This window comes from Achromobacter sp. Marseille-Q0513 (assembly GCF_018195695.1).
Classification (GTDB): Bacteria; Pseudomonadota; Gammaproteobacteria; order Burkholderiales; family Burkholderiaceae_B; genus Achromobacter.
The window spans coordinates 15,281-36,247 of record NZ_JAGTJY010000040.1; the positions used below are offsets into that span (position 1 = coordinate 15,281).

20 protein-coding genes are annotated in these 20,967 nt (G+C 70.1%); 9 read left to right on the top strand and 11 right to left on the bottom strand.

Annotated elements, in window-relative coordinates; all coding sequences use genetic code 11:
• Position 1: 1 nt before the first annotated feature.
• The 4 genes from KDH83_RS11065 to KDH83_RS11080 form a co-directional block, all read right to left on the bottom strand.
• On the bottom strand, positions 2 to 1,795 hold the full coding sequence (locus KDH83_RS11065) for an ATP-binding cassette domain-containing protein (RefSeq protein ID WP_212315495.1): 1,794 nt from the start codon (positions 1,793 to 1,795) through the stop codon (positions 2 to 4).
• Positions 1,796 to 1,830: 35 nt separating this feature from the next.
• Positions 1,831 to 2,664 (bottom strand): branched-chain amino acid ABC transporter permease, encoded by an 834-nt coding sequence (locus KDH83_RS11070; RefSeq protein ID WP_103274696.1) that lies wholly within the window; start codon positions 2,662 to 2,664, stop codon positions 1,831 to 1,833.
• 165 nt (positions 2,665 to 2,829) lie between these two features.
• Positions 2,830 to 4,011, bottom strand: coding sequence for a substrate-binding protein (locus KDH83_RS11075; protein WP_212315451.1), 1,182 nt, complete (start codon positions 4,009 to 4,011; stop codon positions 2,830 to 2,832).
• Between the two features lie 96 nt (positions 4,012 to 4,107).
• The gene (locus KDH83_RS11080) at positions 4,108 to 5,010 is read right to left on the bottom strand and encodes a nitrilase family protein (protein ID WP_212315453.1); all 903 of its coding nucleotides are present in this window, start codon (positions 5,008 to 5,010) and stop codon (positions 4,108 to 4,110) included.
• Between the two features lie 408 nt (positions 5,011 to 5,418).
• Between KDH83_RS11080 and KDH83_RS11085 the strand changes: the two genes are divergently transcribed.
• Entirely contained in the window at positions 5,419 to 6,867 is a 1,449-nt protein-coding gene (locus KDH83_RS11085; RefSeq protein ID WP_212315455.1) for an MFS transporter, read from the top strand.
• Positions 6,868 to 6,983: 116 nt separating this feature from the next.
• Positions 6,984 to 8,165, top strand: a complete 1,182-nt coding sequence (locus KDH83_RS11090) for a low temperature requirement protein A (protein ID WP_212315457.1) — start codon at positions 6,984 to 6,986, stop codon at positions 8,163 to 8,165.
• Positions 8,166 to 8,184: 19 nt separating this feature from the next.
• Here KDH83_RS11090 and KDH83_RS11095 read toward each other — a convergent pair whose 3' ends face one another.
• Entirely contained in the window at positions 8,185 to 9,054 is an 870-nt protein-coding gene (locus KDH83_RS11095; RefSeq protein ID WP_212315459.1) for an IclR family transcriptional regulator, read from the bottom strand.
• Positions 9,055 to 9,246: 192 nt separating this feature from the next.
• On the opposite strand from KDH83_RS11095, the gene KDH83_RS11100 reads away from it, so the two are divergent.
• Together KDH83_RS11100 and KDH83_RS11105 are read left to right on the top strand one after the other, a co-directional pair.
• A complete protein-coding gene (locus KDH83_RS11100; protein ID WP_212315461.1) occupies positions 9,247 to 10,926 on the top strand; it encodes a choline dehydrogenase in 1,680 nt (559 codons plus the stop codon).
• Positions 10,927 to 11,010: 84 nt separating this feature from the next.
• Positions 11,011 to 12,357 (top strand): MFS transporter, encoded by a 1,347-nt coding sequence (locus KDH83_RS11105; RefSeq protein WP_212315463.1) that lies wholly within the window; start codon positions 11,011 to 11,013, stop codon positions 12,355 to 12,357.
• Between the two features lie 75 nt (positions 12,358 to 12,432).
• Here the strand turns inward: KDH83_RS11105 and KDH83_RS11110 are convergent, their stop codons facing one another.
• Together KDH83_RS11110 and KDH83_RS11115 are read right to left on the bottom strand one after the other, a co-directional pair.
• Positions 12,433 to 13,443 carry an aldo/keto reductase gene (locus KDH83_RS11110; RefSeq protein WP_212315465.1) on the bottom strand — a complete coding sequence of 337 codons (1,011 nt, stop codon included), beginning with the start codon at positions 13,441 to 13,443 and terminating at the stop codon, positions 12,433 to 12,435.
• 142 nt (positions 13,444 to 13,585) lie between these two features.
• Complete coding sequence (locus KDH83_RS11115) at positions 13,586 to 14,143, bottom strand: helix-turn-helix domain-containing protein (protein WP_349291618.1); 558 nt, start codon at positions 14,141 to 14,143, stop codon at positions 13,586 to 13,588.
• Between the two features lie 64 nt (positions 14,144 to 14,207).
• On the opposite strand from KDH83_RS11115, the gene KDH83_RS11120 reads away from it, so the two are divergent.
• Together KDH83_RS11120 and KDH83_RS11125 are read left to right on the top strand one after the other, a co-directional pair.
• Complete coding sequence (locus KDH83_RS11120; protein WP_249205022.1) at positions 14,208 to 14,777, top strand: carboxypeptidase regulatory-like domain-containing protein; 570 nt, start codon at positions 14,208 to 14,210, stop codon at positions 14,775 to 14,777.
• A gap of 119 nt (positions 14,778 to 14,896) precedes the next feature.
• Complete coding sequence (locus tag KDH83_RS11125) at positions 14,897 to 15,412, top strand: hypothetical protein (RefSeq protein ID WP_212315476.1); 516 nt, start codon at positions 14,897 to 14,899, stop codon at positions 15,410 to 15,412.
• 22 nt (positions 15,413 to 15,434) lie between these two features.
• On the opposite strand, the gene KDH83_RS11130 is transcribed toward KDH83_RS11125, so the two are convergent.
• The 3 genes from KDH83_RS11130 to KDH83_RS11140 all read right to left on the bottom strand — a co-directional run bounded on the left by KDH83_RS11130 (position 15,435) and on the right by KDH83_RS11140 (position 16,696).
• Entirely contained in the window at positions 15,435 to 15,743 is a 309-nt protein-coding gene (locus KDH83_RS11130; protein ID WP_212315478.1) for a hypothetical protein, read from the bottom strand.
• Between the two features lies 1 nt (position 15,744).
• Entirely contained in the window at positions 15,745 to 16,251 is a 507-nt protein-coding gene (locus tag KDH83_RS11135) for a DUF523 domain-containing protein (protein WP_212315479.1), read from the bottom strand.
• Between the two features lie 193 nt (positions 16,252 to 16,444).
• A complete protein-coding gene (locus KDH83_RS11140; RefSeq protein ID WP_212315481.1) occupies positions 16,445 to 16,696 on the bottom strand; it encodes a hypothetical protein in 252 nt (83 codons plus the stop codon).
• A gap of 116 nt (positions 16,697 to 16,812) precedes the next feature.
• On the opposite strand from KDH83_RS11140, the gene KDH83_RS11145 reads away from it, so the two are divergent.
• Positions 16,813 to 17,607, top strand: coding sequence for a helix-turn-helix transcriptional regulator (locus KDH83_RS11145; protein ID WP_212315483.1), 795 nt, complete (start codon positions 16,813 to 16,815; stop codon positions 17,605 to 17,607).
• A 31-nt stretch (positions 17,608 to 17,638) separates the two neighbouring features.
• Here the strand turns inward: KDH83_RS11145 and KDH83_RS11150 are convergent, their stop codons facing one another.
• On the bottom strand, positions 17,639 to 19,201 hold the full coding sequence (locus KDH83_RS11150) for an NYN domain-containing protein (RefSeq protein ID WP_349291619.1): 1,563 nt from the start codon (positions 19,199 to 19,201) through the stop codon (positions 17,639 to 17,641).
• A gap of 170 nt (positions 19,202 to 19,371) precedes the next feature.
• On the opposite strand from KDH83_RS11150, the gene KDH83_RS11155 reads away from it, so the two are divergent.
• Positions 19,372 to 19,932 carry a GNAT family N-acetyltransferase gene (locus tag KDH83_RS11155; RefSeq protein WP_212315486.1) on the top strand — a complete coding sequence of 187 codons (561 nt, stop codon included), beginning with the start codon at positions 19,372 to 19,374 and terminating at the stop codon, positions 19,930 to 19,932.
• Positions 19,933 to 20,167: 235 nt separating this feature from the next.
• Positions 20,168 to 20,967: MotA/TolQ/ExbB proton channel family protein (locus tag KDH83_RS11160; RefSeq protein WP_212315488.1), on the top strand; the 800-nt coding region annotated here is incomplete at its 3' end.

A 20,967-nucleotide genomic window follows, 5' to 3' on the forward strand; every position in this document is an offset into this window, starting at 1 on the left:
CTCATTGCCGCGCCTCCTCTGCCACCGCCTGCGCGCTGCCGGCGTAGATGGCGCGCACCAGCGCCGACTCCACCACTTCCTGGAAACTGCCGTCCATCACGATGCGCCCCTGGTGCAGCACCACGATGCGCGTGGCCACCTCGGCCACGAAATCCAGGTCGTGCTCGACCAGCAGGCAGCACAGCCCGTAGCGCCGCGACAGCGAGGACAGCACCTCGCCGATGCGGGTGCGCTCGGCCTTGCTCAGGCCCGCCGTGGGCTCGTCCAGCAACACCACGCGCGGCTCCAGCGCCAGCACCATGGCCAGTTCCAGCGCCTGCTGCTGGCCGTGCGACAGGTCGCGCGCGGGCCGCTCCAGGCACTGGTCCAGTTCCGTCATGCGCAGCACCTCCAGCGCGTAGGGCGGCAGCGCCAGCTCGGGCGCGCGCCGCAGCCAGGACGGACGCTCGCGGATGGCCGAGGCGATGCGCAGGCTTTCCGCCACGGTCATGCTGTCGAAGATGTTCGCGTTCTGGAACTTGCGGCCCAGCCCGGCGCGCACGCAGAACGCCGGCCCCTCGCGCCGGATGGTCCGCCCGCACAGCTCGACCTCGCCGGCCGAGCGCTCGGCGCCGTCGGCGATGCAGCGCATCAGCGTGGTCTTGCCCGCGCCGTTCGGGCCGATCAGTCCCAGCAGCTCGCCCCCGCCGGCCTTCAGGTCGATGCCTTCCAGCACCTGCAGGCTGCCAAAGCGCTTGGCCACGCCGCTCAGGCTCAAGGCGGCCGCGCCTTCCGGCGCCGGCGGCCTGACGGTCAGCGCCGGCGCCGGCGCGGCGGCCGCGCGCCGTTTCGGCCCCAGCAGCAGCGGCAGCAGCCCACGCGGCAGCAGCAGGATGACCACGATGAAGGTCACGCCCAGCAGCAATTGCCACACAAAGGGCATGTAGCCGCTCAGGTACGAGGCCGCCAGGTTGATCAGGATCGCGCCCAGCACCGGCCCCCAGATCGTGCCGCGCCCGCCCAACGCCACCCAGATGATCAGCTCGGTGCCGAACACGAAGCCGGTCAGCTCCGGCGCCACCACGCCACTGAAGGCGCCGTAGCCGAAGCCCGCCAGCGCCGCCACCACGCCGCACGCGACCAGCAGCGCGATGCGCCAGCGCGCCGTGTCCAGCCCCAGGTAGCTGCAACGCGATTCGTTGTCGCGCAACGCCGCCAGGATGCGGCCGGCGTCGCTGCGCGTCACCGTCCAGGCCAGCAGCGCCACCGCCGACAGCGCGCCCGCCGCCACCACGTACCAGGCCTGCAGCGACAGGTCGAAGCTGTCGTAGCCGGTCAGCCCCGAGGACGAGCCGGTATAGGTGCCGCCGGACAGCGCCACCTGGGTCAGCACGATGGGCAGCACCAGCGATATCACCGTGGCGAAGAACGGCGAGGCGCCCCGGTAGAAGGACAGCCAGCCCGTCACCAGCGCCAGCGCCGCCGAGGCCAGCGCCGCCGCCAGCACGGCCAGCGCCGCCACTCCGGGCGAGAAGCCGAAATGCGTGAAGGCCAGCCCGGCCGCATAGGCGCCCACGCCGAAGAACGCCGACTGCCCGAAGGTCAGGTAGCCGGTATAGCCCCACAGCAGGTCCACCGTCACCGCGGCGATGGCGAAGAACAGCGCCTTGATCAGCACGTTCAGCAGATAGGTATCGAACAGCCAGGGGCCGGCCACGGTCAGCGCCAGGCACAGCGCCGCCAGCGCGCCCAGGTCGCGGCCGCTGCGGCGCGCGCGGCCGGCGGGCGCCTCGCGTTCCAGCAAAGTGTCAGTCATCATGGGTTCTCCGTGGCGCGCGCGCCACTACAGCGTCAGTCATGGGAAAAGCCCTGCGGACGGATGCGCAGCGTCAGCGCCGCCAGCACGGCGATCGTGACGCCGCCCAGGATCGGGCTGAGGTACACGCTCACCAGCACCTGGCAGGCGCCGTACACCAGGCAGGTCAGCAGCAGCGCGCCGATCGAATGGCCGGACACCATCACCAGCATGAAGGCGCTGACCAGCCAGGGCAGGCCCATGTTCGGATCGACGCTGGACAGCGGCGTGATCAGCGCGCCGGCCAGCGCGCCCAGGCCAGCGCCCAGGCCGAAGGTCGCCAGGCGGATGCGCTCGGCCTGGATGCCCAGCCCGCGCGCCAGGTTCTCGTTCATGATGACGGCGCGCGTGCGCACGCCGAAGCGCGTGCGGTTCAGCAGCAGCGTCAGCAACAGGTACAGCAGCAGCGCCGCCGGGATCAGGAACAGCCGGTAGGCCGAATACTCCGTGCCCAGCAAGCTCGCCGCGCCCTGCACCGGCGAATCGACGAACTGCACCTCGCGGCCGAAGGCCATGGTGATGAGCTGGCCGATCACGATGCCCAGGCCCCAGGTCGCCAGGATGGCGTCCAGCGGCCGCTTGTACAGCGGCTGCACGATCAGCCGCTCGACCAGCAAGCCGGTGGCCACGCCCGCCGCCAGCGCGGCCGGCAGCGCCAGCCAGGGGTTCAGCCCCAGCTGCGTCACCACCAGGCTGGCGTAGCTGCCCAGCGTGATGATGGCGCCATGGGCGAAGTTCACGATCTTCATCACCCCGAAAATGATCATCAGGCCGGCGGTCACGATGAACAGCATGGCCGCGGTGCTCAGGATGTCCAGCAACAATCCCATCGTCTTCTCCGGCGGCCGCCCGACTGGCGAGCGGCGCGCATCCAACACAGTTTGCTGCGCCCCGGCAATGCGCCTGGCGGGGCCGCACGGAGCCGGCTTTGCCGGTCCGTGGCGGCGCCCCCTTTCGAGGGGGGAGCGCGCAGCGCTTCGGGGGTGGGCCTCACCTCACTTGAGATCCGGACACTGGGCGCCGGGGTCCACGTTCTCGAAGGTCTGCAGGATCTTGATGGACCCGTCCTGCTGCACCTGCCCCAGCCGCATGGTCAGCGCGGCATGGCGCTGGCGGTCCATCTTCACCACCCCGCGCGGGCCGTCGAACGACACCTGGCTCAACGCCGCCACGATCTTCTGCGCGTCCATGCCGCCGGCCTGCTCCACCGCCGCCTTGTACAGGTAGAACCCCTCGTACTGCGGCTCGGACAAGTCATTGGCGGTCTTGGCCTGGTCGCCGAACTTGGCTTTCAGCGCGGCCAGGAATTTGTGGTTCTGGGCGTTGTCGATGCTGGTCAGGTAGGACGCCGACATATACATGCCCGCCGCCGTGTCGCCCATGGTCCTGGCCGTGCCCTCGTCGATGGCCAGGTTGCCATAGGGCATGGACAGTCCGGCCGCGCGGATCTGCTTGGCCAGGCCCACGTTGGGGCTGCCGCCGGCGGTGGAGCTGATCAGCGCGCCGGGCTGGGCCGAGCGGATCTTCGAGACGATGGGCGTCCAGTCGGTGCCGTCCATGGGCAGGTATTCCTCGCCCACCACCTTGCCGCCCTGCTTCTCGATGTACTCGCGGGTGAACTTGAGCATGCCCCGGCCAAAGGCGTAATCGCTGCCGACCAGGAAGAAGGTCTTGACGCCGCGCTCCTTCATGAAATGGTCGACGATGGGCGCGACCTGCTGCTCCGGCACCCAGCCGTTGACGTGCATCCAGCGGTTGCAGGAACGGCCTTCGTAGAACGAGCTGTAGATGTACGGGACCTTGCCCCGGTTGATGATGGGCAGCGCGGCGTTGCGCGCCGCGCTGGTTTCCATGGCGATCACGGCGTCCACTTTCTTCTGGAACACCAGCGTGTCGTAGGCCTTTTGCGCGCCCACCGCCGACGAGGCGTCGTCGGCGATCTCCAACACCACCTGGCGGCCCAGGATGCCGCCGGCGGCGTTGATCTCGTCGGCGGCCAGCTGCGAGGCCTGCACCACGGCCGGCGCGATCACGCTGTTGGCGCCGGACAGGCCCACCGGCACGCCGATGCGCAAAGGTTCGGCGGCCTGCGCGGACGCGACCGCGCCCAGCAGGGCGACCACCGACAGGCGCAGCAGGAAGCTGCAATACGGAAGACGGCGTTGCGGAATGCTCATGGTTTTCTCCTTGGGGGCCGGCGGTGGTCCGCCATTTGAATGTGCTGCGTGAATATGCTGCGCGGACAGGCCGCGATTCGCTGCTCGATTCCTGGTTCAGTTCGCCGCCCGGTCCACCGCCGGCGACGGGCCGGCGCCCAGCATTTCGTCGTACACGTCGCGGCGCCGGTCGCGCAGCACGTGGTTGAAGGCGTTGAGCTGGCGCGCGCGGCGCGCGGCCTTCAGGTCCACCGCCGCGACCAGGATCTCCTCCCGGTCATGGCTGGCCGGCCCGGCCACGGTCCAGCCCTGCGCGCCCACGATCAGGCTGCGGCCGACGAAAGGCTGGCCACGCTCGGTGCCCACGCGGTCGGCGCAGGCCACCGTCAGGCCGTTGCTGTGGGCGCCGGCGATCGCCAGCGCGTGTGCCATCGCCGGGCCGTCGGGCGTCTGCCCCGGCATGGGTACCCAGTTGGTGGGCACCGCCACGATGTCCGCGCCGCGCATCGCCAGCAGCCGGTAGACCTCGGGGAACCAGCCGTCGTAGCAGATGGCCACGCCCAGCCGGCCGAACTCGGTGTGGAATACCGGCAGGCCCAGGTCGCCCGGCTCGAAATACAGGTTCTCGTCGCCCCACAGGTGCAGCTTGCGGTAGGTGCCCAGATAGCCTTGCGGGCCGGCGACCAGCGCCGAGTTGTAGAGCCGGCCGCCGTCGCGCTCGGCGATGCCGGCCACCAGATGGATGCCCAGCCGTTGCGCCAGCGCGATCCAGGCGCGCGCGCTGGGGCCGTCCGGCACCGTCTCGGCCAGTGCGCAGGCTTCCTCGCGGCTGTCAAACATGTAACCGGTATTGGCCAGCTCGGGCAGCACCACCAGCCGCGCGCCCTGGGCGGCGGCCTGTTCGACCAGCGCCTCGGCGCGCGCCACGTTGGCGGCAACCTCGCCCATCGCCGGTGCCATCTGCACGCAGGCGATCCGCAACTCGGCGGCGGTCGGATGCTGCGGGAAAGACTCTTGCATGCCATCTCCTTCATTTCTGGAACACAACGCGACGCACGATCCGACGATGAAAACAAAAAGCCCCCGACCACGCGTTGCGTGCATATCGGGGGCTTTCATAGCCAGAAGGTGAATTCAGGCGGCAATCATTGCCGCGGGTACCGCCACTGCCGGCGCGCCGTGCGCGCCGCGGTCGAAGCTGACCTTGGCTCGCATGATAGAAAGGCCGCCAGCGGCGCGGCAATAAGAGATTTCCCGGACAAATCGTCTCGAAATGACACCACGGCCGGCATCGCCGGCGTTACTATCGCGCTCCGGAAAATTCCGCGGATCGCGCCTTGCCCGCGCGCCGCGCCTGGACGATCGCGCACGCAGGGGGCTCATGCGCGACGGATTCCGGTGTCCATCGGCCCCTGGGAGCAACAATCGATGACGCATGACCTGCATGGCAAGCAACGATGGTGGGCGCTGATGGTGCTCTGCCTGGGCGTGTTGATGATCGTCCTGGACACCACCATCGTCAACGTCGCCCTGCCCTCGATCCGCGAAGACCTGCAATTCTCCGAGACCGCGCTGGTCTGGGTGGTCAACGCCTACATGCTGACCTTCGGCGGCTTCCTGCTGCTGGGTGGACGGCTGGGCGACCTGTACGGCTCGCGCCGCATGTTCCTGGCCGGCCTGACGCTGTTCACCGCCGCGTCGCTGGCCTGTGGACTAGCCCAGGGACAGACGCTGCTGATCGTGGCGCGCGCCGCGCAAGGCCTGGGCGGCGCCGTGGTCTCGGCGGTGTCGCTGTCGCTGATCATGAACCTCTTCACCGAGCCGGGCGAACGCGCCCGCGCCATGGGCGTGTACGGCTTCGTCTGCGCCGGCGGCGGCAGCATCGGGGTGCTGCTGGGCGGCCTCCTGACCAGCGCGCTGAGCTGGCACTGGATCTTCCTGGTCAACATCCCGATCGGCGTGCTGGTCTACGCGCTGTGCCTGCGGCTGCTGCCGGCGTCCCGGCCCGCCCCGGCCGGCACCCGGCTGGACGCGGGCGGCGCGCTGACCGTGACCGCCTCGCTGCTGCTGGCGGTCTATGCGGTGGTCAACGGCAACGAGGCCGGCTGGACCTCGACGCAGTCGCTGTCGCTGCTGGGCGCGGCGGCGCTGTTGATGGCGCTGTTCCTGGCGATCGAGGCGCGCTCGTCCGACCCGCTGATGCCGCTGTCCATGTTCCGCCTGCGCAACCTGGCCACCGCCAACGTGGTGGCGGTGCTGTGGGCCGCCGCGATGTTCGCGTGGTTCTTCGTGTCCGCGCTCTACATGCAGCGCGTGCTGGGCTATGACGCCATGCAGGTGGGCCTGGCCTTCCTGCCCGGCAACCTGATCATGGCCGTGTTCTCGCTGGGCCTGTCGGCCAAGCTGGTGATGCGCTTCGGCATCCGCGGGCCGCTGGCCTGGGGGCTGGCGCTGGCGGCCCTGGGACTGGCGCTGTTCGCGCGCGCGCCCATCGATGGCAGCTTCACGCTCGACGTGCTGCCCGCGATGGTGCTGCTGGGACTGGGCGCGGGCGTGGCCTTCAATCCCATGCTGCTGGCCGCCATGAGCGACGTCGAGCCGTCGCGCTCCGGCCTGGCCTCGGGCCTGGTCAACACCGCCTTCATGATGGGCGGCGCGCTGGGACTGGCTGCGCTGGCGAGCCTGGCCGCCGCGCGCAGCGCCGGACTGGCGGCGGCCGGGGCCGCCCCGCAGGCCGCGTTGAACGGCGGCTACCAGGCCACCTTCCTGGCCGGCGCCCTCATCGCCGGCGTCGCGGCGCTGCTCAGCGCCGCGCTGGTGCGCACGCGCAACCACGAGCTGGCGCGGCCGGCCGGCGACACGCCGCCCATGCACTGATCCGGAACGGGCGTGGCGCCGCCGCCACGCCCGCCCGGACTTTGCAGAGCTTGACGGTCCGGGGCGGACGGGCTTGCGCTAATCTGGCTGCGCCACCACAGCCAGGCAGCCACCTCATGACCTTTCTCGCAAGCGCCAACCTGCTGCGCCGCCGCGACGGCCACGAAGCCCGCGTCACCTTCGTCGAGCTGTTCTTCGACCTGGTATACGTCTTCGCGGTCACACAGATCTCCCACAGCCTGCTGCACGACCTGACCCTGATGGGCGCGCTGCACGCGCTGGTCTTGTGGTTCGCCGTGTGGCTGGGCTGGCAGTACACCTGCTGGGTCACCAACTGGTTCGACCCCGACGCCGTGCCCATGCGCGTCATGCTGTTCGCCGTGATGCTGGCCGGCCTGGTCTCGGGCGCCGCCCTGCCCGGCGCCTTCGGCGCCACCGGGCTGGTGTTCGCCATCAGCTACGTGGTGATCCAGGTCGGCCGCACGCTGTTCATCGTGCTGCACCTGGGGCCCTCGCATCCGCTCTCGCCCAACTTCCGCCGCATGCTGGCCTGGCTGTGCGTGTCGGCGGTCCTTTGGATCGCCGGCGGCCTGTCACAGGACGGCACGCGGCTGGCGCTGTGGGCGCTGGCGGTGGCCTGCGAATACCTGTCGCCCATGATCGGCTTCCGCTTCCCCGGCCTGGGCCGTTCCGCCACGAGCGAATGGACCATCGAGGGCGGCCACCTGGCCGAGCGCTGCCAGCTCTTCGTCATCGTGGCGCTGGGCGAGACCCTGCTGATCACCGGCGCCACGCTGGCCGGCCTGGACAACTGGCACGCGCCGGCGCTGATCGCGCTGCTGGCCGCCTTCCTGGGCACCGCCGCGATGTGGTGGGTGTATTTCGACACCAGCAGCCATGACGGCACCGAGGCCATCGTGCATTCGGACGATCCGGGCCGCATCGGCGCCTGGTTCCACTACGTGCACGTGATCCTGATCGCCGGCGTGATCGTCTCGGCCGTGGCCAACGAACTGGTCATCCTGCATCCGGACGGCCGCATCGCCATGCCGGCCGCCGCCGCGCTGATCGGCGGCCCGGCGCTGTACCTGGCCGGCAACGGCATCTACAAGACCGTCGTCTATGGCCGCTTCCCGCTGTCGCACGTGGTCGGCCTGCTGTTGCTGGCGGTGCTGGCGCCCATCGCTTTCGTCACCGACAACCTGATGGTGGGCGGCCTGACCACGCTGATCATGATCCTGGTGGCGGCCTGGGAAAGCGTGGCGCGGCGCAAGGCGCGCGCCGCCGCCCCGCACTGAGCCAGGGCGCGCGCGGCGATCAGCCGGCCGCCGGCCGCTGCGAGAACACCTCGCGCATGGCCTCGGCCGCGCGCTGCATCACCGGCACGGCGCGCAGCAGATCGTCCAGCATCACCCGCGCCGTCGGCGCATGGCAGGCCACGGCCGCCACCACGCGGTCTTCCTCGTCGCGCACCGGCACCGCCACCGCGCTCATGCCGCGCACGAATTCCTCGTTGTCGATGCCGATGCCGCGCGCGGCCAGGCGCTCCAGCTCTTCCTCCAGCTGCTCGGGCCGGATCAGCGTGCGCGGCGTGTTGCGCGTGAGCGGCAGTCGCGCCACCACGCGCGCGCGTTCCAGCCGGCTCATCGAGGCCAGGAACAGCTTGCCGCTGGCGGTGCAGTGCATGGGCACGTGGCTGCCCACCGCGAAGATCAGCCGCAGCGGCTCGGCGGTTTCGACACGCTCCATGTAGATGACGCGGTCGCCGTCGGGCGCGGTCAGGTTGCAGGTTTCTCCCAGCGTGCCGGCCAGCTGCGCCAGCACCGCGCGGCAGGCGCGCGTGTAGGCCGAGGCGCGCAGCGTGGCCAGCGCCAGCGCGCCGGCCTGCGGCCCCGGCACATAGCCGCGCTCGACCGGCGTGGCGGCGACGAAGCCGGCGCGCTGCATCGCGGCCAGCAGCCGCATCAGGGTGGTCTTGGGCATGGCCAGGCGCTGCGCCAGCTGGGCCAGCGTGGGCGGATGCTGGGCGCGGGCCAGATGGTCCAGCACATGCAGGGCGCGCAGGCTGCGCGCCTCTTCCAGCCGCGACCCGGCGTCCTCGTCCTGGCCGCCCTGGATGCCGCCATCGGCGCCGTCCCGCGATGCTGCACTGCGATTTTGAAACCGAAGCCCCATGTTCTGTTCCATTTCCCGCCCCGCGCGCCGATTGCGCTTGGCCCGACGCGCGCGCTTCCTAGAATCGCCTCAAGCCTCGCGGGCCGTGCTCGCGCCGCGAGGAACCCGGCCAGTATATAAGCGCCCCGGCCTCGGCAAGCAGGAAACACGCGTCGTGGCGGACGCGCGGCTTGCACGGGTCCAGGCGCCAGGGAGACAGGCGGCATGTCGGACACAGTGGACTACATCGTGGTGGGCGCCGGCTCGGCCGGATGCGTGCTGGCCAACCGGCTGAGCGAGGACGGCGCGCATGCCGTCTGCCTGCTGGAGGCCGGTCCGCGCGACCGCTATCCGTGGATACACATCCCCATCGGCTACGGCAAGACCATGTTCCACAAGGAAGTGAACTGGGGCTACTACACCGATCCCGATCCCAACATGCTGGGCCGCCGCATCTACTGGCCGCGCGGCCGCACGCTGGGCGGCTCCAGCGCCATCAACGGCCTGATCTACATCCGCGGCCAGCGCGCCGACTACGACGCCTGGGCCGCCGCCGGCAATCCCGGCTGGCGCTGGGAAGACTGCCTGCCCTACTTCCGCCGGCTGGAGGACAACGACCTGGGCGAGAGCCCCACGCGCGGCGTGGGCGGCCCGCTGAGCGCCACCTCGATCAAGACGCCGCATCCACTGGTCGAGGCCATGATCGAGGCCGCCGCCGGCCTGGGCGTGCCGCGCGTGCGCGACTTCAACACCGGTGCACAGGAAGGCGCGGGCTATTACCAGCTCACCACGCGCCACGGCCGGCGCTGCTCCACCGCCGTGGCCTACCTGCGTCCGGCCGAGGGCCGGCCCAACCTGCGCGTGCAGACCGGCGCCCACGCCATGGCCGTGCTGTTCGAGGGCCGCCGCGCCTGCGGCGTGCGCTACCGCGTCGACGGCGAGGTGCGCACGCTGCGCGCCCGGCGCGAGGTGCTGCTGTGCGCCGGCGCGCTGCAATCGCCGCAACTGCTGCAGCTGTCCGGCGTCGGCCCGGCGGCGCTGCTGCGCCAGCATGGCATCGACGTGGTGAGCGACCTGCCGGGCGTGGGCGAGAACCTGCAGGACCATCTGCAGATCCGGCTGATCTACGAAACCACCCGCCCCATCACCACCAACGACCAGCTGCGCACGCTGGCCGGGCGCGCGCGCATCGGCCTGCAATGGCTGCTGTTCCGCGACGGGCCGCTGGCGGTCGGCATCAACCAGGGCGGCCTGTTCTGCCGCGTGGATCCGGCCAGCGCTACGCCAGACACCCAGTTCCATTTCGCCACCCTGTCGGCCGACATGGCCGGCGGCAAGGTGCATCCGTTCTCGGGCTGCACCTACTCGGTGTGCCAGCTGCGGCCCAGCTCGCGCGGCCATGTGCGGCTGCGCAGCGCCGATCCTTTCGAGGCGCCGTCCATGCAGCCCAACTATCTGTCCACCGAGCTGGACCGCCGCATGGCGGTGGCGGCGGTCAAGTACGCGCGCCGGCTGGCGGCCGCCGAGCCGCTGGCCGGGCTGATGAAGCGCGAGTTCCGGCCCGGCCCCGAGGTGCGCGACGACGACGAGATCCTGCACTTCTGCCGTGAGTACGGCGCCACCATCTTCCATCCCTCGGGCACGGCCAAGATGGGGCCGGCCGACGATCCCCTGGCGGTGGTGGACGAGCGGCTGCGCGTGCGCGGCGTGGCCGGGCTGCGCGTGGTCGACTGCTCGGTCATGCCGACGCTGGTGTCGGGCAACACGAATGCGCCCGTGATCATGCTGGCCGAGCGCGCGGCCGAATTCATCTTGCGGGAACAGTCGCTCCCCGAAACGCCAGGCGCCGACTCGCTGGAGGCATGCCCGCGTACCGGCAAGGCCGGCATCGCGGCAGCCCGATGATGCGGCATCCGCCAGTCCAACCGTAGCACCCCCACGGCCAGGCGCGGCGCAGACCGTCCGGCCATCCACCAGAGGAGAGCAGACATGGCCAAGCAGAACGTAGCGGCGGTGCGCAGAGTCGTCACCGCCTCGCTGATCGGCGCCACCATCGAGTGGTACGACTTCTTCCTGTACGGCGTCGTCGCCGGCATCGTGTTCAACAAGCTGTACTTCCCCACGGACGACCCGCTGGTGTCGACCATGCTGGCCTACACCACCTTCGCGGTCGGCTTCATCACGCGTCCGCTGGGCGGCCTGATCTTCGGCCACTTCGGCGACCGCATCGGCCGCAAGAGCATGCTGGTGATGACGCTGATGATCATGGGCGTGTCGACCTTCCTGATCGGCCTGGTGCCCACCTATGACAGCATCGGCATCTGGGCGCCCGTGCTGCTGCTGCTCTTGCGCGTGTTCCAGGGCATCGGCCTGGGCGGCGAATGGGGCGGCGCGGTGCTGATGGCCTATGAATACGCGCCGCCGGAGAAAAAGGGCTTCTACGCCTCGCTGCCGCAGATCGGGCTGGCCATCGGCCTGTGCCTGGCCTCGGGCACGGTGGCGCTGCTGTCCACCCTGCTCACCGACGCGCAGTTCATGGCCTGGGGCTGGCGCGTCGCCTTCCTGGCCTCGGCCGCGATGGTGCTGGTGGGCATGTACATCCGGCTCAACATCAAGGAGACGCCCGAGTTCTCCGAGGTCAAGGCGCGCAACGCCGAGAGCCGCATTCCCTTCTTCGACATGCTGCGGCGCTATCCGGGCAATGTGCTCAAGGGCATGGGCGCGCGCTACATCGACGGCGTGTTCTTCAATGTGTTCGGGGTCTTCTCGATCTCGTACCTGACCCAGACCGTGCAGATCACGCGCACGCAGGCGCTGACCGGCGTGATGGCGGCGGCGCTGGTGATGTGCGTGTTCATCCCCTTCTTCGGCCGGCTGTCGGACCGCGTCGGCCGCACCCGCGTGTATTTCTGGGGCTCGCTGATCACGGCGGCAGCGTCCTTCCCGGGCTTCTGGCTCATGCTCAACAGCCAGGGCAGCGTGATGCTGGTGTGGCTGGCCATCATCGTGCCCTTCGGCATCTTCTACGCCGCCGTCTACGGGCCGGAGGCCGCGCTGTTCTGCGAGCTGTTCGACGCCAAGGTGCGCTACACCGGCATCTCCTTCGTCTACCAGTTCTCGGGCATCTTCGCCTCGGGCATCACACCCATCATCGCCACCGCCCTGCTCAAGAGCGGCGGCGGCCAGCCCTGGCTGATCTGCCTGTACGTGCTGTTCGCGGGCCTGGTGTCGGCGCTGTGCGCATGGCTGATCGGACGCGGCGGGCAGCCGGCGGGCCAGGAGGCCGGCCAGGCGGGCGGCGCGGCCTTGCCCCGCGCCGGCCTGCGCAAGGCCTGAGCCGGGATGCGGGACGGATCGCTTGCGGGCCGCCCGATGCCAGGCACCCCAAGCCGGCCGTCCCGCGCGGCCGGATCAGGCGCGAACGGCGGGCCGGCCGTGGAACGGGTAGTTGGGATCGTTGTAGCCGTGGGTGGAGGCGTGGCCCGGCGTGACCCAGCCATCCACCAGCGTCTCGTCCTCGGGCGTGATGCGCAGGTCCAGCGCGGCGTAGTAGTCCTGCATCTGCGCCAGCGTGCGCGGGCCGGCGATCACCGAGCTGACCAGCGGATTGGCCAGCACCCAGGCGGTGGCGAAAGGGCCGGGCTGCACGCCGCGCGCGGCGGCATGCTCGACCAGCCGCTGCGCGATCCGCAGCGATTCCTCGCGGAACTCGGTGGCCAGGATGCGGCGGTCGCCACGACCGGCGCGCGTGTCCGCCCCGGGGGCCTGGCCCGGCAGGTACTTACCCGTGAGCACGCCGCGCGCGATCGGGCTGTACGGCACCACGCCGAGCCCATAGTGACCGCAGGCGGGCAGGATCTCGACCTCGGGGCCACGGTTGAGCATGTTGTAGTACGGCTGGCAGACCACCGGCTGCGGCACGCCCAGCTGCGCGCACAGGCGCATGACCTCGGCGATGCGCCAGCCGCGGAAATTCGACAGGCCGAAGCCGCGCAGCTTGCCGGCGCGGATCAGGTCGCCCAGCGCCCACACGGCCTCTTCCAGGTTTTCCTCTTGGTAGTCGCGGTGCAGGTACAGGATGTCGAGGAAATCGGTGTCCAGTCGCGCCAGGCTGGCCTCGACCCCGCGCACCAGCCACTGGCGCGAATAGTGCGCCTGGTTGGGGCCCTGGCCCATGGCGTTGCCGATCTTGCTGGCCAGCACCCAGTCATGGCGCTGGCCCTTGAGCAGCCTGCCCAGCACCTGTTCGGAACGGCCGTCGTTGTAGACGTCGGCCGTATCGATGAAATTCACACCCTGTTCGCGCGCCGACGCGACGATGCGCGCGGCCTCGTCGTCCGGCGTCTGTTCGCCGAACATCATGGTGCCCAGGCACAGCGGCGATACGCGGAGATTGCTGTTTCCCAGTCTGCGGTAATTCATGGCGGTTCCCTTGTGGCGTTGCGGGCGGCGTCTGCGCCGGACGGCACATATTGCCAGAAGCCCGCGCCATGGGACGCGCCGGCGCCGCGGCCGTGCCGCGCGCCATGCCTGCGTTCAGGGATCCGTCAGTGCGGGCGAAGCGTCAGGCGGGCATGCCCGCCGGCGCCGCGCGGCGGCGCGCGCCGTCCAGCAGCAGGTCCGAGATGAAGCCCGACAGCGTCGAGGACTCCTGCCCCGGCGCCTGGCGCACGAAACGTTCGATGATGCCCATCAGCGCATGCGCGAACAGCTCGGCCGAGACCTCGGCGCGGAACAGGCCGGCCTGCTGCTCCAGGCGCACCCTGGCCGCGATCATGCGCGCCAGTTCGTCCTTGAGATCTTCGGCCGAATCGGCCTGGAAGAAGCCGATGCGGGTCAGGTCGGGATTCTCGCGCAGGATGGCCAGCAGGCCGCCGACGCTGGCGCGCACGCGCTCGTCCAGCCCCGAGCCCGGCGCGCCGGGCTCGCGTTCCTGGCCGATGATGCCGCGCAGGCGCTCGGCGAACATGCCGACGAGTTCGTCATAGGCCGCCTGCTTGCTGGTGAAGTATTGATAGAAGACCGGCTGCGTCACGCCGGCGCGAGCAACAATGTCGCTGATCCGGGTATGCTGAAAGCCGCGTTCGGCGAATTCCGCCGCGGCGACTTCCAAGAGCTGCAATCTGGTGCGTTCGCCTTTCGTCAGGCGTGGGTCTTGCGATAAAGATGGGGGTCGTGCCGTACTCATGAATGGTCTTGCCTTGCTAGTCGCGAGAAAATACTACCTTCGTATTCTTTTGACCACTGTTTCCCTGTATTGCCACACCGCCAAGATGTATCGACTGTTGCGTCGTTCGTTCCGTCTCCCATTTTTTTCGCTGCGCGCGGCCCTGCTGGCCGCGCCATTGTTGCTGGGCGGCTGCATTCCGTACCCGGCGTACAAGACGCTGCAGCCGCAGGCCCGCGCCACCGTGGTCGACGAGCAGTCCAGGCCCTTGGCGGACGCCCGCGTGATCCTGATCACCTCCTCCTATCCCTATGGCCGGGAACGCTGGCGCGATGCGCGGCGCAGCGGCGAGGAGGGCGTCGCCTCATTCGAGAATCACAGCGAATGGCGCGCCGAATCGCTGATGATCCACGGCCGGACGATCTTTTTCTGGAACTGGTGCGTGGAGAAGCCGGGCTATGCGACCTATCGCACGCTGCTGACGTCGTCGGACGACTTCGACGCGCGGCCGACGATCACGCTGACACCCGGATCGTCGCAAACTTGCGACGATCCGGGCGCGAGCAAGGACCGCCCGCCCAAGCCATGAAACCCGCTGAAATGCGGGTAACCATTGACACATCTATTTCCGCGCCACGGCGGTAAAGTAGCGTCATCGCCACAGTTTTCAGCGCATCGCTGAGCCTGGGCGACTAGGGAGCACGAATCATGAAGCGGTTTTCAGGCCGATTGGTCAGCGCGGCGCTGGCACTGGCCCTGGCAAGTTCGCCGGCCTTCGCCGGCAGGTATCACCATCACGATCACTATCGCGGCGGCAGCGCCAGCGGCTGGTGGATAGGCGGCGCGGTGGCGCTGGCCGCCGCCGGGCTGTACCTGGCGGCCAACTCGGAACCGAGCTACGCGCAGGCCGGCGTCTACGCGCCCGGCGTGGCCTACACCAGTCCTCCGGTCTATGCCGCGCCGGTCTATTCGGCGCCTGTCTATGCCGCGCCCGCGCCGGTCTACGCGGCCGCGCCGCAACAGTACGCGCCGGTGCAGTATCAACAGCAGAGTCCCGCCGACAAGGCGCTGGCCAACGCGTCCACCGATTGCCAGCGCTGGGCCGTCAACCAGAGCGGCTACGACCCCACCACCATCTCGCAATGGACCACGCAGGTCATGGTGGACTCCTACAACCGCGCGCTGGATTCCTGCATGAACAGCCGCGGCTACCGCGCCAACTGACTTCCAGGCCGGGCGGCCGCCATCAGCGCCGCCTGGCCCGCCAGGCCAGCCACGCGCCGGCGGCCAACGACAGAAGCGCCGGCACGATCCACACGAAGGCACTGTCCGTATAGACGACCTGATCCACCGGATCGTAGTCCCGGCCCAGCTCGTTGAAGTCGCGTATCAGGTACAGGTCGTACCAAAGCCAGAAGCAAAAGGCCGACAGCAGCAGGCACGCCCCTGCCCCAGCCGCCGCCACGCCGCGCCGGCGGCCCGCCGTGGTCGCCAGGAAGCGCCACGCCAGCCAGGCGCAGGCCCCGATCGCCACGGCCGCCAGCAGCTCGCCCATGTCAGGCTGTCCCTGCGCCTTCCAGCGCCAGCAGGCAGGCCTGCGCCTCGTCCCATTGCTGCTCGCTGAACACCTGCAAGCCCGCGTCGCGCAGCAGCGCCGCCGTCACGCCCTGGCCGGGCTGGCGCTGTCCCTGGAAACGGCCGTCATACACGTAGGCGCTACCGCAGGACGGACTGCCCTGCTTGAGCACGGCGATGCGGATGCCCTGGCGTCGCGCGGCATCCAGCGCCATGCCGGCGCCCTGCACGAAGGGCGCGGTGACGTCCTCGCCGTTGACCGCGACCACGCGGGCGCGGCCGGCCAGCACGGCGGCGGCATCGGCGCCCGGCTCGATCTCGGCGGGCGGCCGGGGAATGGGCATGCCGCCGGCGACCTCGGGACAGACGGACACGACGCGGCCCTCGGCGCGCCAGCGCGCCAGCACGGGATGATCGACGGGCACCCCGCGGCCGTCGTAGCGCACGGGGTTGCCCAGCAGACAGGAACTGACCAGGACGTATTGCATGAAAGGCACCGGAACCGCGGCAGGCATCGGGGCCCACGCCCCGCGCCCGCCGCAAACCCTGGATGATAGACCAGGGGCGGTCAACGCATCGCGCCACGGACGCACGGCAGCGACCGCCGCCAGCCGGCATGGCGCCGCCTTGTTCGATCCCGTTCACCGCCGGCGCCGCCACCGATCCGGTCGCCCTATCAGCCTAATGCGCCTCGACCCAGGCCCGCAGCGCCGGATCGCGCAGCTGCAGCACCTCGAACAGGCCCAGCGCGCGCAAGGCGGGCAAGGCCTGTGCGATGTCGCGCCCGGCGGCCTCGCGGTGCTCCGGCGTGGCGGCGGCGTCGCACCAGGCGCGCGCATTCGCCAGGAACGCGCCCACCGTGCCCTTGCGCACCATCACGCCCTGGAATTCGCCCTGGTTCACATCATCAGGCAATACGTCTTGCGCTTTCATGTCGGCTCCTTGCCGCGCCCGGGCCGCCGTGATGGCGCGCGCTGCGGGCACTGGCGCTACGATAGGAGCGTCGCGCCGGCAAGACTGGCGCATTCAGGTCATTCAATACCGCATTCGTGCCAATGCCGACTCCGCCCGCTCCCCTGCTCGACCCCGCCCTGGCACGTTCCCCGCGCGGTCCACGCGCCATCGCCGTGCGACGCGATGAAGCCGAGCTGCGCGACACCGCCATGCACCGCCACGCGCGCGGCCAGCTGCTGGGCGCGCGCCGGGGCCTGATCACGGTCTATGCCGGCGACCGGCAATGGGTCGCGCCGCCCTCTCAGGCAGTGTGGATTCCTCCGGGCTGGCCGCATGGGCTGCGCTCGCACGGGCCGTACTCGGGCTACAGCGTCTACCTGAGCCCGGCGGCCTGCGCCGGCCTGCCCTCGGCGCCGCGCGCGCTGGCGGCGTCCGCCCTGCTGCTGGCCGCCGTGGAGCGCGCGGCCGCCTGGGACGGCGATGCGCAGGACGCGCCGCGCCGGCGAGTGGTCGAAGTGATCCGCGACGAGATCCGCGACCAGCCGCAGGCGGCCGGCGCGCTGCTGCTGCCCGCCGAAGCCCGATTGCAACGGCTGGCGCTGGCCCTGTCGGACGATCCCGCCGACACCCGCACGCTGGCCCAATGGGCTGACTGGATCGGCATGGCGCCGCGCACGCTGGCGCGGCATTTCCTGGCGGAGACAGGCCTGACGCTGAGCGCGTGGAGGCAGCGCGCCCGCCTGATGCGGGCGCTGGAAATGCTGGCGGCGGGCGCCGCCGTGACCACGGTGGCGCTGGACCTGGGCTATGACAACGTCAGCGCCTTCATCGCCATGTTCAAGCGCGAGCATGGCGTGACGCCGGGACGCTACGCGCCAGGCGGCGCGTAGCCGACCCTTGCGCCGGGCGGCTCGACCGGACTCAGGCGTCCGAGGACGCGGCCGTCTTGCGCGGACGACGCGGACGCGCGGCGGTCTTGCGCGCGGGCTTGGCCTCGTCCGGCGCCGGCGCGTCGGCGGTAGCGGCAGGCGCCGGCGCGGCAACGCCGGCCTTGTCGCCAGTCGCGCCGTCGTCGGCGGCCATGGTGTCGCCCGTCGCCGTCTTGGCGGCCTTGCCCCGGCCGGCGGCGCGGCGCGGGGTCTTGGCGGCGCGCTTGGCGGCCGGTTTCGCGGTCGCCTGGACGGCGGCGGACGTGTCGGCATCGGCCGAACCATCCTGCGTTGCCTGGCTGTCGTCCTGCGCATGCGCGGCGGCGTCCGAACGCAGGTCCGGCGCGGCTTGCGACGGCCGCGTGGACGCGAAACCGGCGCTGGCGCGGGATTCGTCTCCCGCTTGCGCCTGCTCGCCTTCCCAGGATTCAGCATCCTCCCAAGGCAACACGGGCGCGGCCGCGCGCGCGGCGTCCTGCGCCGGTTCGCGGTCGCCATCCGTCGCCCCATCATCCTGCGCGCGCTCGGCGTCGCGGCGGCCGCCGCGCTTGCGATCGCGGCCCGACCGGCCCTTCGTGCCCTCCTGCTGACCGCCGCGCGAACCCCGCGCGGCGCCTTGCGCCGGTTCGGCGGAAGCTTCCTGCGTGGCGGCGGCGACGGCCTCATCCGCCGGCTGCAAGGCCGCGGCGCGCACGCCCTGGCGCGGCGCCGGACGGCCATGGGCGCTGTCGCGGTACACATAGGTACCCGACTTTTCCTCGCGGCCCACGTCCAGGAAACCGCGCGACTGCGCCTCTTCCAGCAGGTTGCCGAAGGCGCGGAAGCCGTAGTAGGACTCGTTGAAATCAGGCTTGCGCCGCTTGAGCGCGTCCTTCAGCACCGAGGCCCAGATCCTGTCGCCGTCGCCGCGCTCGGCCATGAGCGCGTCGAAGGTCTCGACCACCAGCTCGACCGCCTGGGTCTTGCGGGCTTCCTGTTCTTCCTTGCGGCGGCGTTCCTCTTCCGGCGTGCGGCGCTGGCCGCCGCCGGCGCCACGGCTGTCGCGGCTGTCGCGGCGCGACTCGGCGGCGCGCTGGCCTTCGCGGGCCAGGTCGTCATAGAAGATGAATTCGTCGCAATTGGCGATCAGCAGGTCGGAGGTGGACTGCTTGACGCCCACGCCGATCACCTTCTTGTCGTTCTCGCGCAGCTTGGACACCAGCGGCGAGAAATCGGAATCGCCGCTGATGATGACGAAGGTATTGACGTGGGACTTGGTGTAGCAGAGGTCCAGCGCGTCCACCACCAGGCGGATGTCGGCCGAATTCTTGCCGGACTGGCGCACGTGGGGGATTTCGATCAGCTCGAAATTGGCCTCGTGCATGGGGGCCTTGAATTCCTTGTAGCGCTCCCAGTCGCAATAGGCCTTCTTGACCACGATGCTGCCCTTGAGCAGCAGGCGTTCCAGCACCGGCCGGATGTCGAACTTCTGGTAGCGGGTATCGCGCACGCCCAGCGCCACGTTCTCGAAGTCGCAGAAAAGCGCCATGCTGACGTTTTCGTTGGGGGTATTCACAGTCTTTCTCCAATGCCGCGACGGCCGCGCGGACGCGTCGCTCAGGCCGTCATGATATACATTTCCCCTGGTCGCGCCCCATTTCCGTACCCCATTTCCGTGCCTGCTTTCCTTCGCCCACGCGCTCGCGCCATTGCGCGCCGCGTCCGGCGCCACGCCCGCCTCGTCCCATGCCCGCTCCAGACCTGCCCGTCCTGCTCACCCCCCGCCTGATCCTGCGCCCGCTGGCGCGCGAGGACGCCGACGCCATCCAGCGCCTGTTTCCACAATGGGAAGTGGTGCGCTATCTGGCCGACCACATCCCCTGGCCCTATCCGCCCGACGGCGCGCGCCATTTCGTCGAGGACCTGGCCCTGCCCGCCATGGCGCGCGGCCAGCAGTGGCACTGGTCGATCCGCGAGCAGGCCACGCCCGAGGCGCTGATCGGCGTGATCAGCCTGATGGACGACGAGCCGGACAATCATCGCGGCTTCTGGCTGGCGCCGGCCTGGCAGGGCCGGGGCTACATGAGCGAGGCCTGCGAGGCCGTGACCGGCTACTGGTTCGAGACGCTGGGCAAGCCGCTGCTGCGGGCGCCCAAGGCCATGCCCAACGCCGCCTCGCGCCGCATTTCCGAGAAATCCGGCATGCGGCTGCTGCGCACCGAGGAACGCGGCTATGTCAGCGGCCGCCATCCGAGCGAGCTGTGGGAAATCAGCCGCGAGGAGTGGTTGGCGCGCCGCAACCGCTGACGGCAAGGGCTGGCTTTGCGAACGGGGGCCGGCACAGGCGGCTCCGGCGACCGCCCCCCACCAAATGCGTCCCTTATTTACCCGCGACGCCCCAGCGCCCCGGCGCCCGCGCCAAGCCGCCGCTTACCGCCCTTTTCGCCCCGTTTTCCCGCCGATTGAAGGCGGCCCGTCCTGGATAGAATGCCCCAGCATCCAGCGCTGCGTCCGCGCAGCGCCTTCCCTTCGGGCCAGATCCATGAATCCGTCTACCGTCATCGGGGCCGCCGTCGGCCTGCTCACCCTGATCATCGTGGTGGCGCTGTCCGCCACCAACCCCGGCATGTATTTCAACCTGCCGGGCCTGGCCATCGTGCTGGGCGGCACCTGCGCCGCGCTCTTCATCGCCTACCCGCTGTCCGAGGTGGTGCGCGTGTTCAAGCTGGTGCGCACCGTGTTCCGCAACGACCAGCACGACCAGCAGCGCGACATCGACGAGCTGGTGAACATGGCCCAGCTGTGGATGAACACCGACGTGCACAAGGTCGAGCAGGAGCTGAAGAAGGTCTCGAACCCCTTCCTGCGCACCGGCGTGCAACTCATCATCGACAACACGCCCGAAGACCAGATCATCGAGCTGCTGCAATGGCGCGTGGCGCGGCTGCGCGCGCGCGAGCAGGCCGAGGCGCAGATGTTCCGCGTCATGGCCACCTTCGCCCCGGCCTTCGGCATGCTGGGCACGCTGGTCGGCCTGATCAACCTGATGGCGATCCTGGGCGACGGCAGCATGCAGACCATCGGCCAGCAGCTGGCGATCGGCCTGATGACTACGTTCTACGGCATCCTGCTGGCCAACCTGGTGTGCAAGCCCATCGCGGTCAAGCTGGAGCGTCGCACCGCCCGCCGCGTCGAATCCATGAACATGGTGCTGCAGGGCATCGCCATGATGTGCGAGAAGCGCGGCCCCGCCGTCGTGCGCGAGACCCTCAACTCCTTCGTCATGCACGTCGAGGACGAGATCTATGACGGCGGCGCCCCCGCCGCGCAGCCGGCCAGGAC

Coding starts and splice junctions, on each gene's coding strand:
- KDH83_RS11070 (WP_103274696.1), bottom strand. CDS start 2,664: ATGGGATTGTTGCTGGACATCCTGAGCACCGCGGCCATGCTGTTCATC.
- KDH83_RS11110 (WP_212315465.1), bottom strand. CDS start 13,443: ATGAATTACCGCAGACTGGGAAACAGCAATCTCCGCGTATCGCCGCTG.
- KDH83_RS11085 (WP_212315455.1), top strand. CDS start 5,419: ATGACGCATGACCTGCATGGCAAGCAACGATGGTGGGCGCTGATGGTG.
- KDH83_RS11130 (WP_212315478.1), bottom strand. CDS start 15,743: ATGGGCGAGCTGCTGGCGGCCGTGGCGATCGGGGCCTGCGCCTGGCTG.
- KDH83_RS11100 (WP_212315461.1), top strand. CDS start 9,247: ATGTCGGACACAGTGGACTACATCGTGGTGGGCGCCGGCTCGGCCGGA.
- KDH83_RS11075 (WP_212315451.1), bottom strand. CDS start 4,011: ATGAGCATTCCGCAACGCCGTCTTCCGTATTGCAGCTTCCTGCTGCGC.
- KDH83_RS11080 (WP_212315453.1), bottom strand. CDS start 5,010: ATGCAAGAGTCTTTCCCGCAGCATCCGACCGCCGCCGAGTTGCGGATC.
- KDH83_RS11140 (WP_212315481.1), bottom strand. CDS start 16,696: ATGAAAGCGCAAGACGTATTGCCTGATGATGTGAACCAGGGCGAATTC.
- KDH83_RS11120 (WP_249205022.1), top strand. CDS start 14,208: ATGAATGGTCTTGCCTTGCTAGTCGCGAGAAAATACTACCTTCGTATT.
- KDH83_RS11090 (WP_212315457.1), top strand. CDS start 6,984: ATGACCTTTCTCGCAAGCGCCAACCTGCTGCGCCGCCGCGACGGCCAC.
- KDH83_RS11155 (WP_212315486.1), top strand. CDS start 19,372: ATGCCCGCTCCAGACCTGCCCGTCCTGCTCACCCCCCGCCTGATCCTG.
- KDH83_RS11125 (WP_212315476.1), top strand. CDS start 14,897: ATGAAGCGGTTTTCAGGCCGATTGGTCAGCGCGGCGCTGGCACTGGCC.
- KDH83_RS11135 (WP_212315479.1), bottom strand. CDS start 16,251: ATGCAATACGTCCTGGTCAGTTCCTGTCTGCTGGGCAACCCCGTGCGC.
- KDH83_RS11065 (WP_212315495.1), bottom strand. CDS start 1,795: ATGACTGACACTTTGCTGGAACGCGAGGCGCCCGCCGGCCGCGCGCGC.
- KDH83_RS11095 (WP_212315459.1), bottom strand. CDS start 9,054: ATGGAACAGAACATGGGGCTTCGGTTTCAAAATCGCAGTGCAGCATCG.
- KDH83_RS11105 (WP_212315463.1), top strand. CDS start 11,011: ATGGCCAAGCAGAACGTAGCGGCGGTGCGCAGAGTCGTCACCGCCTCG.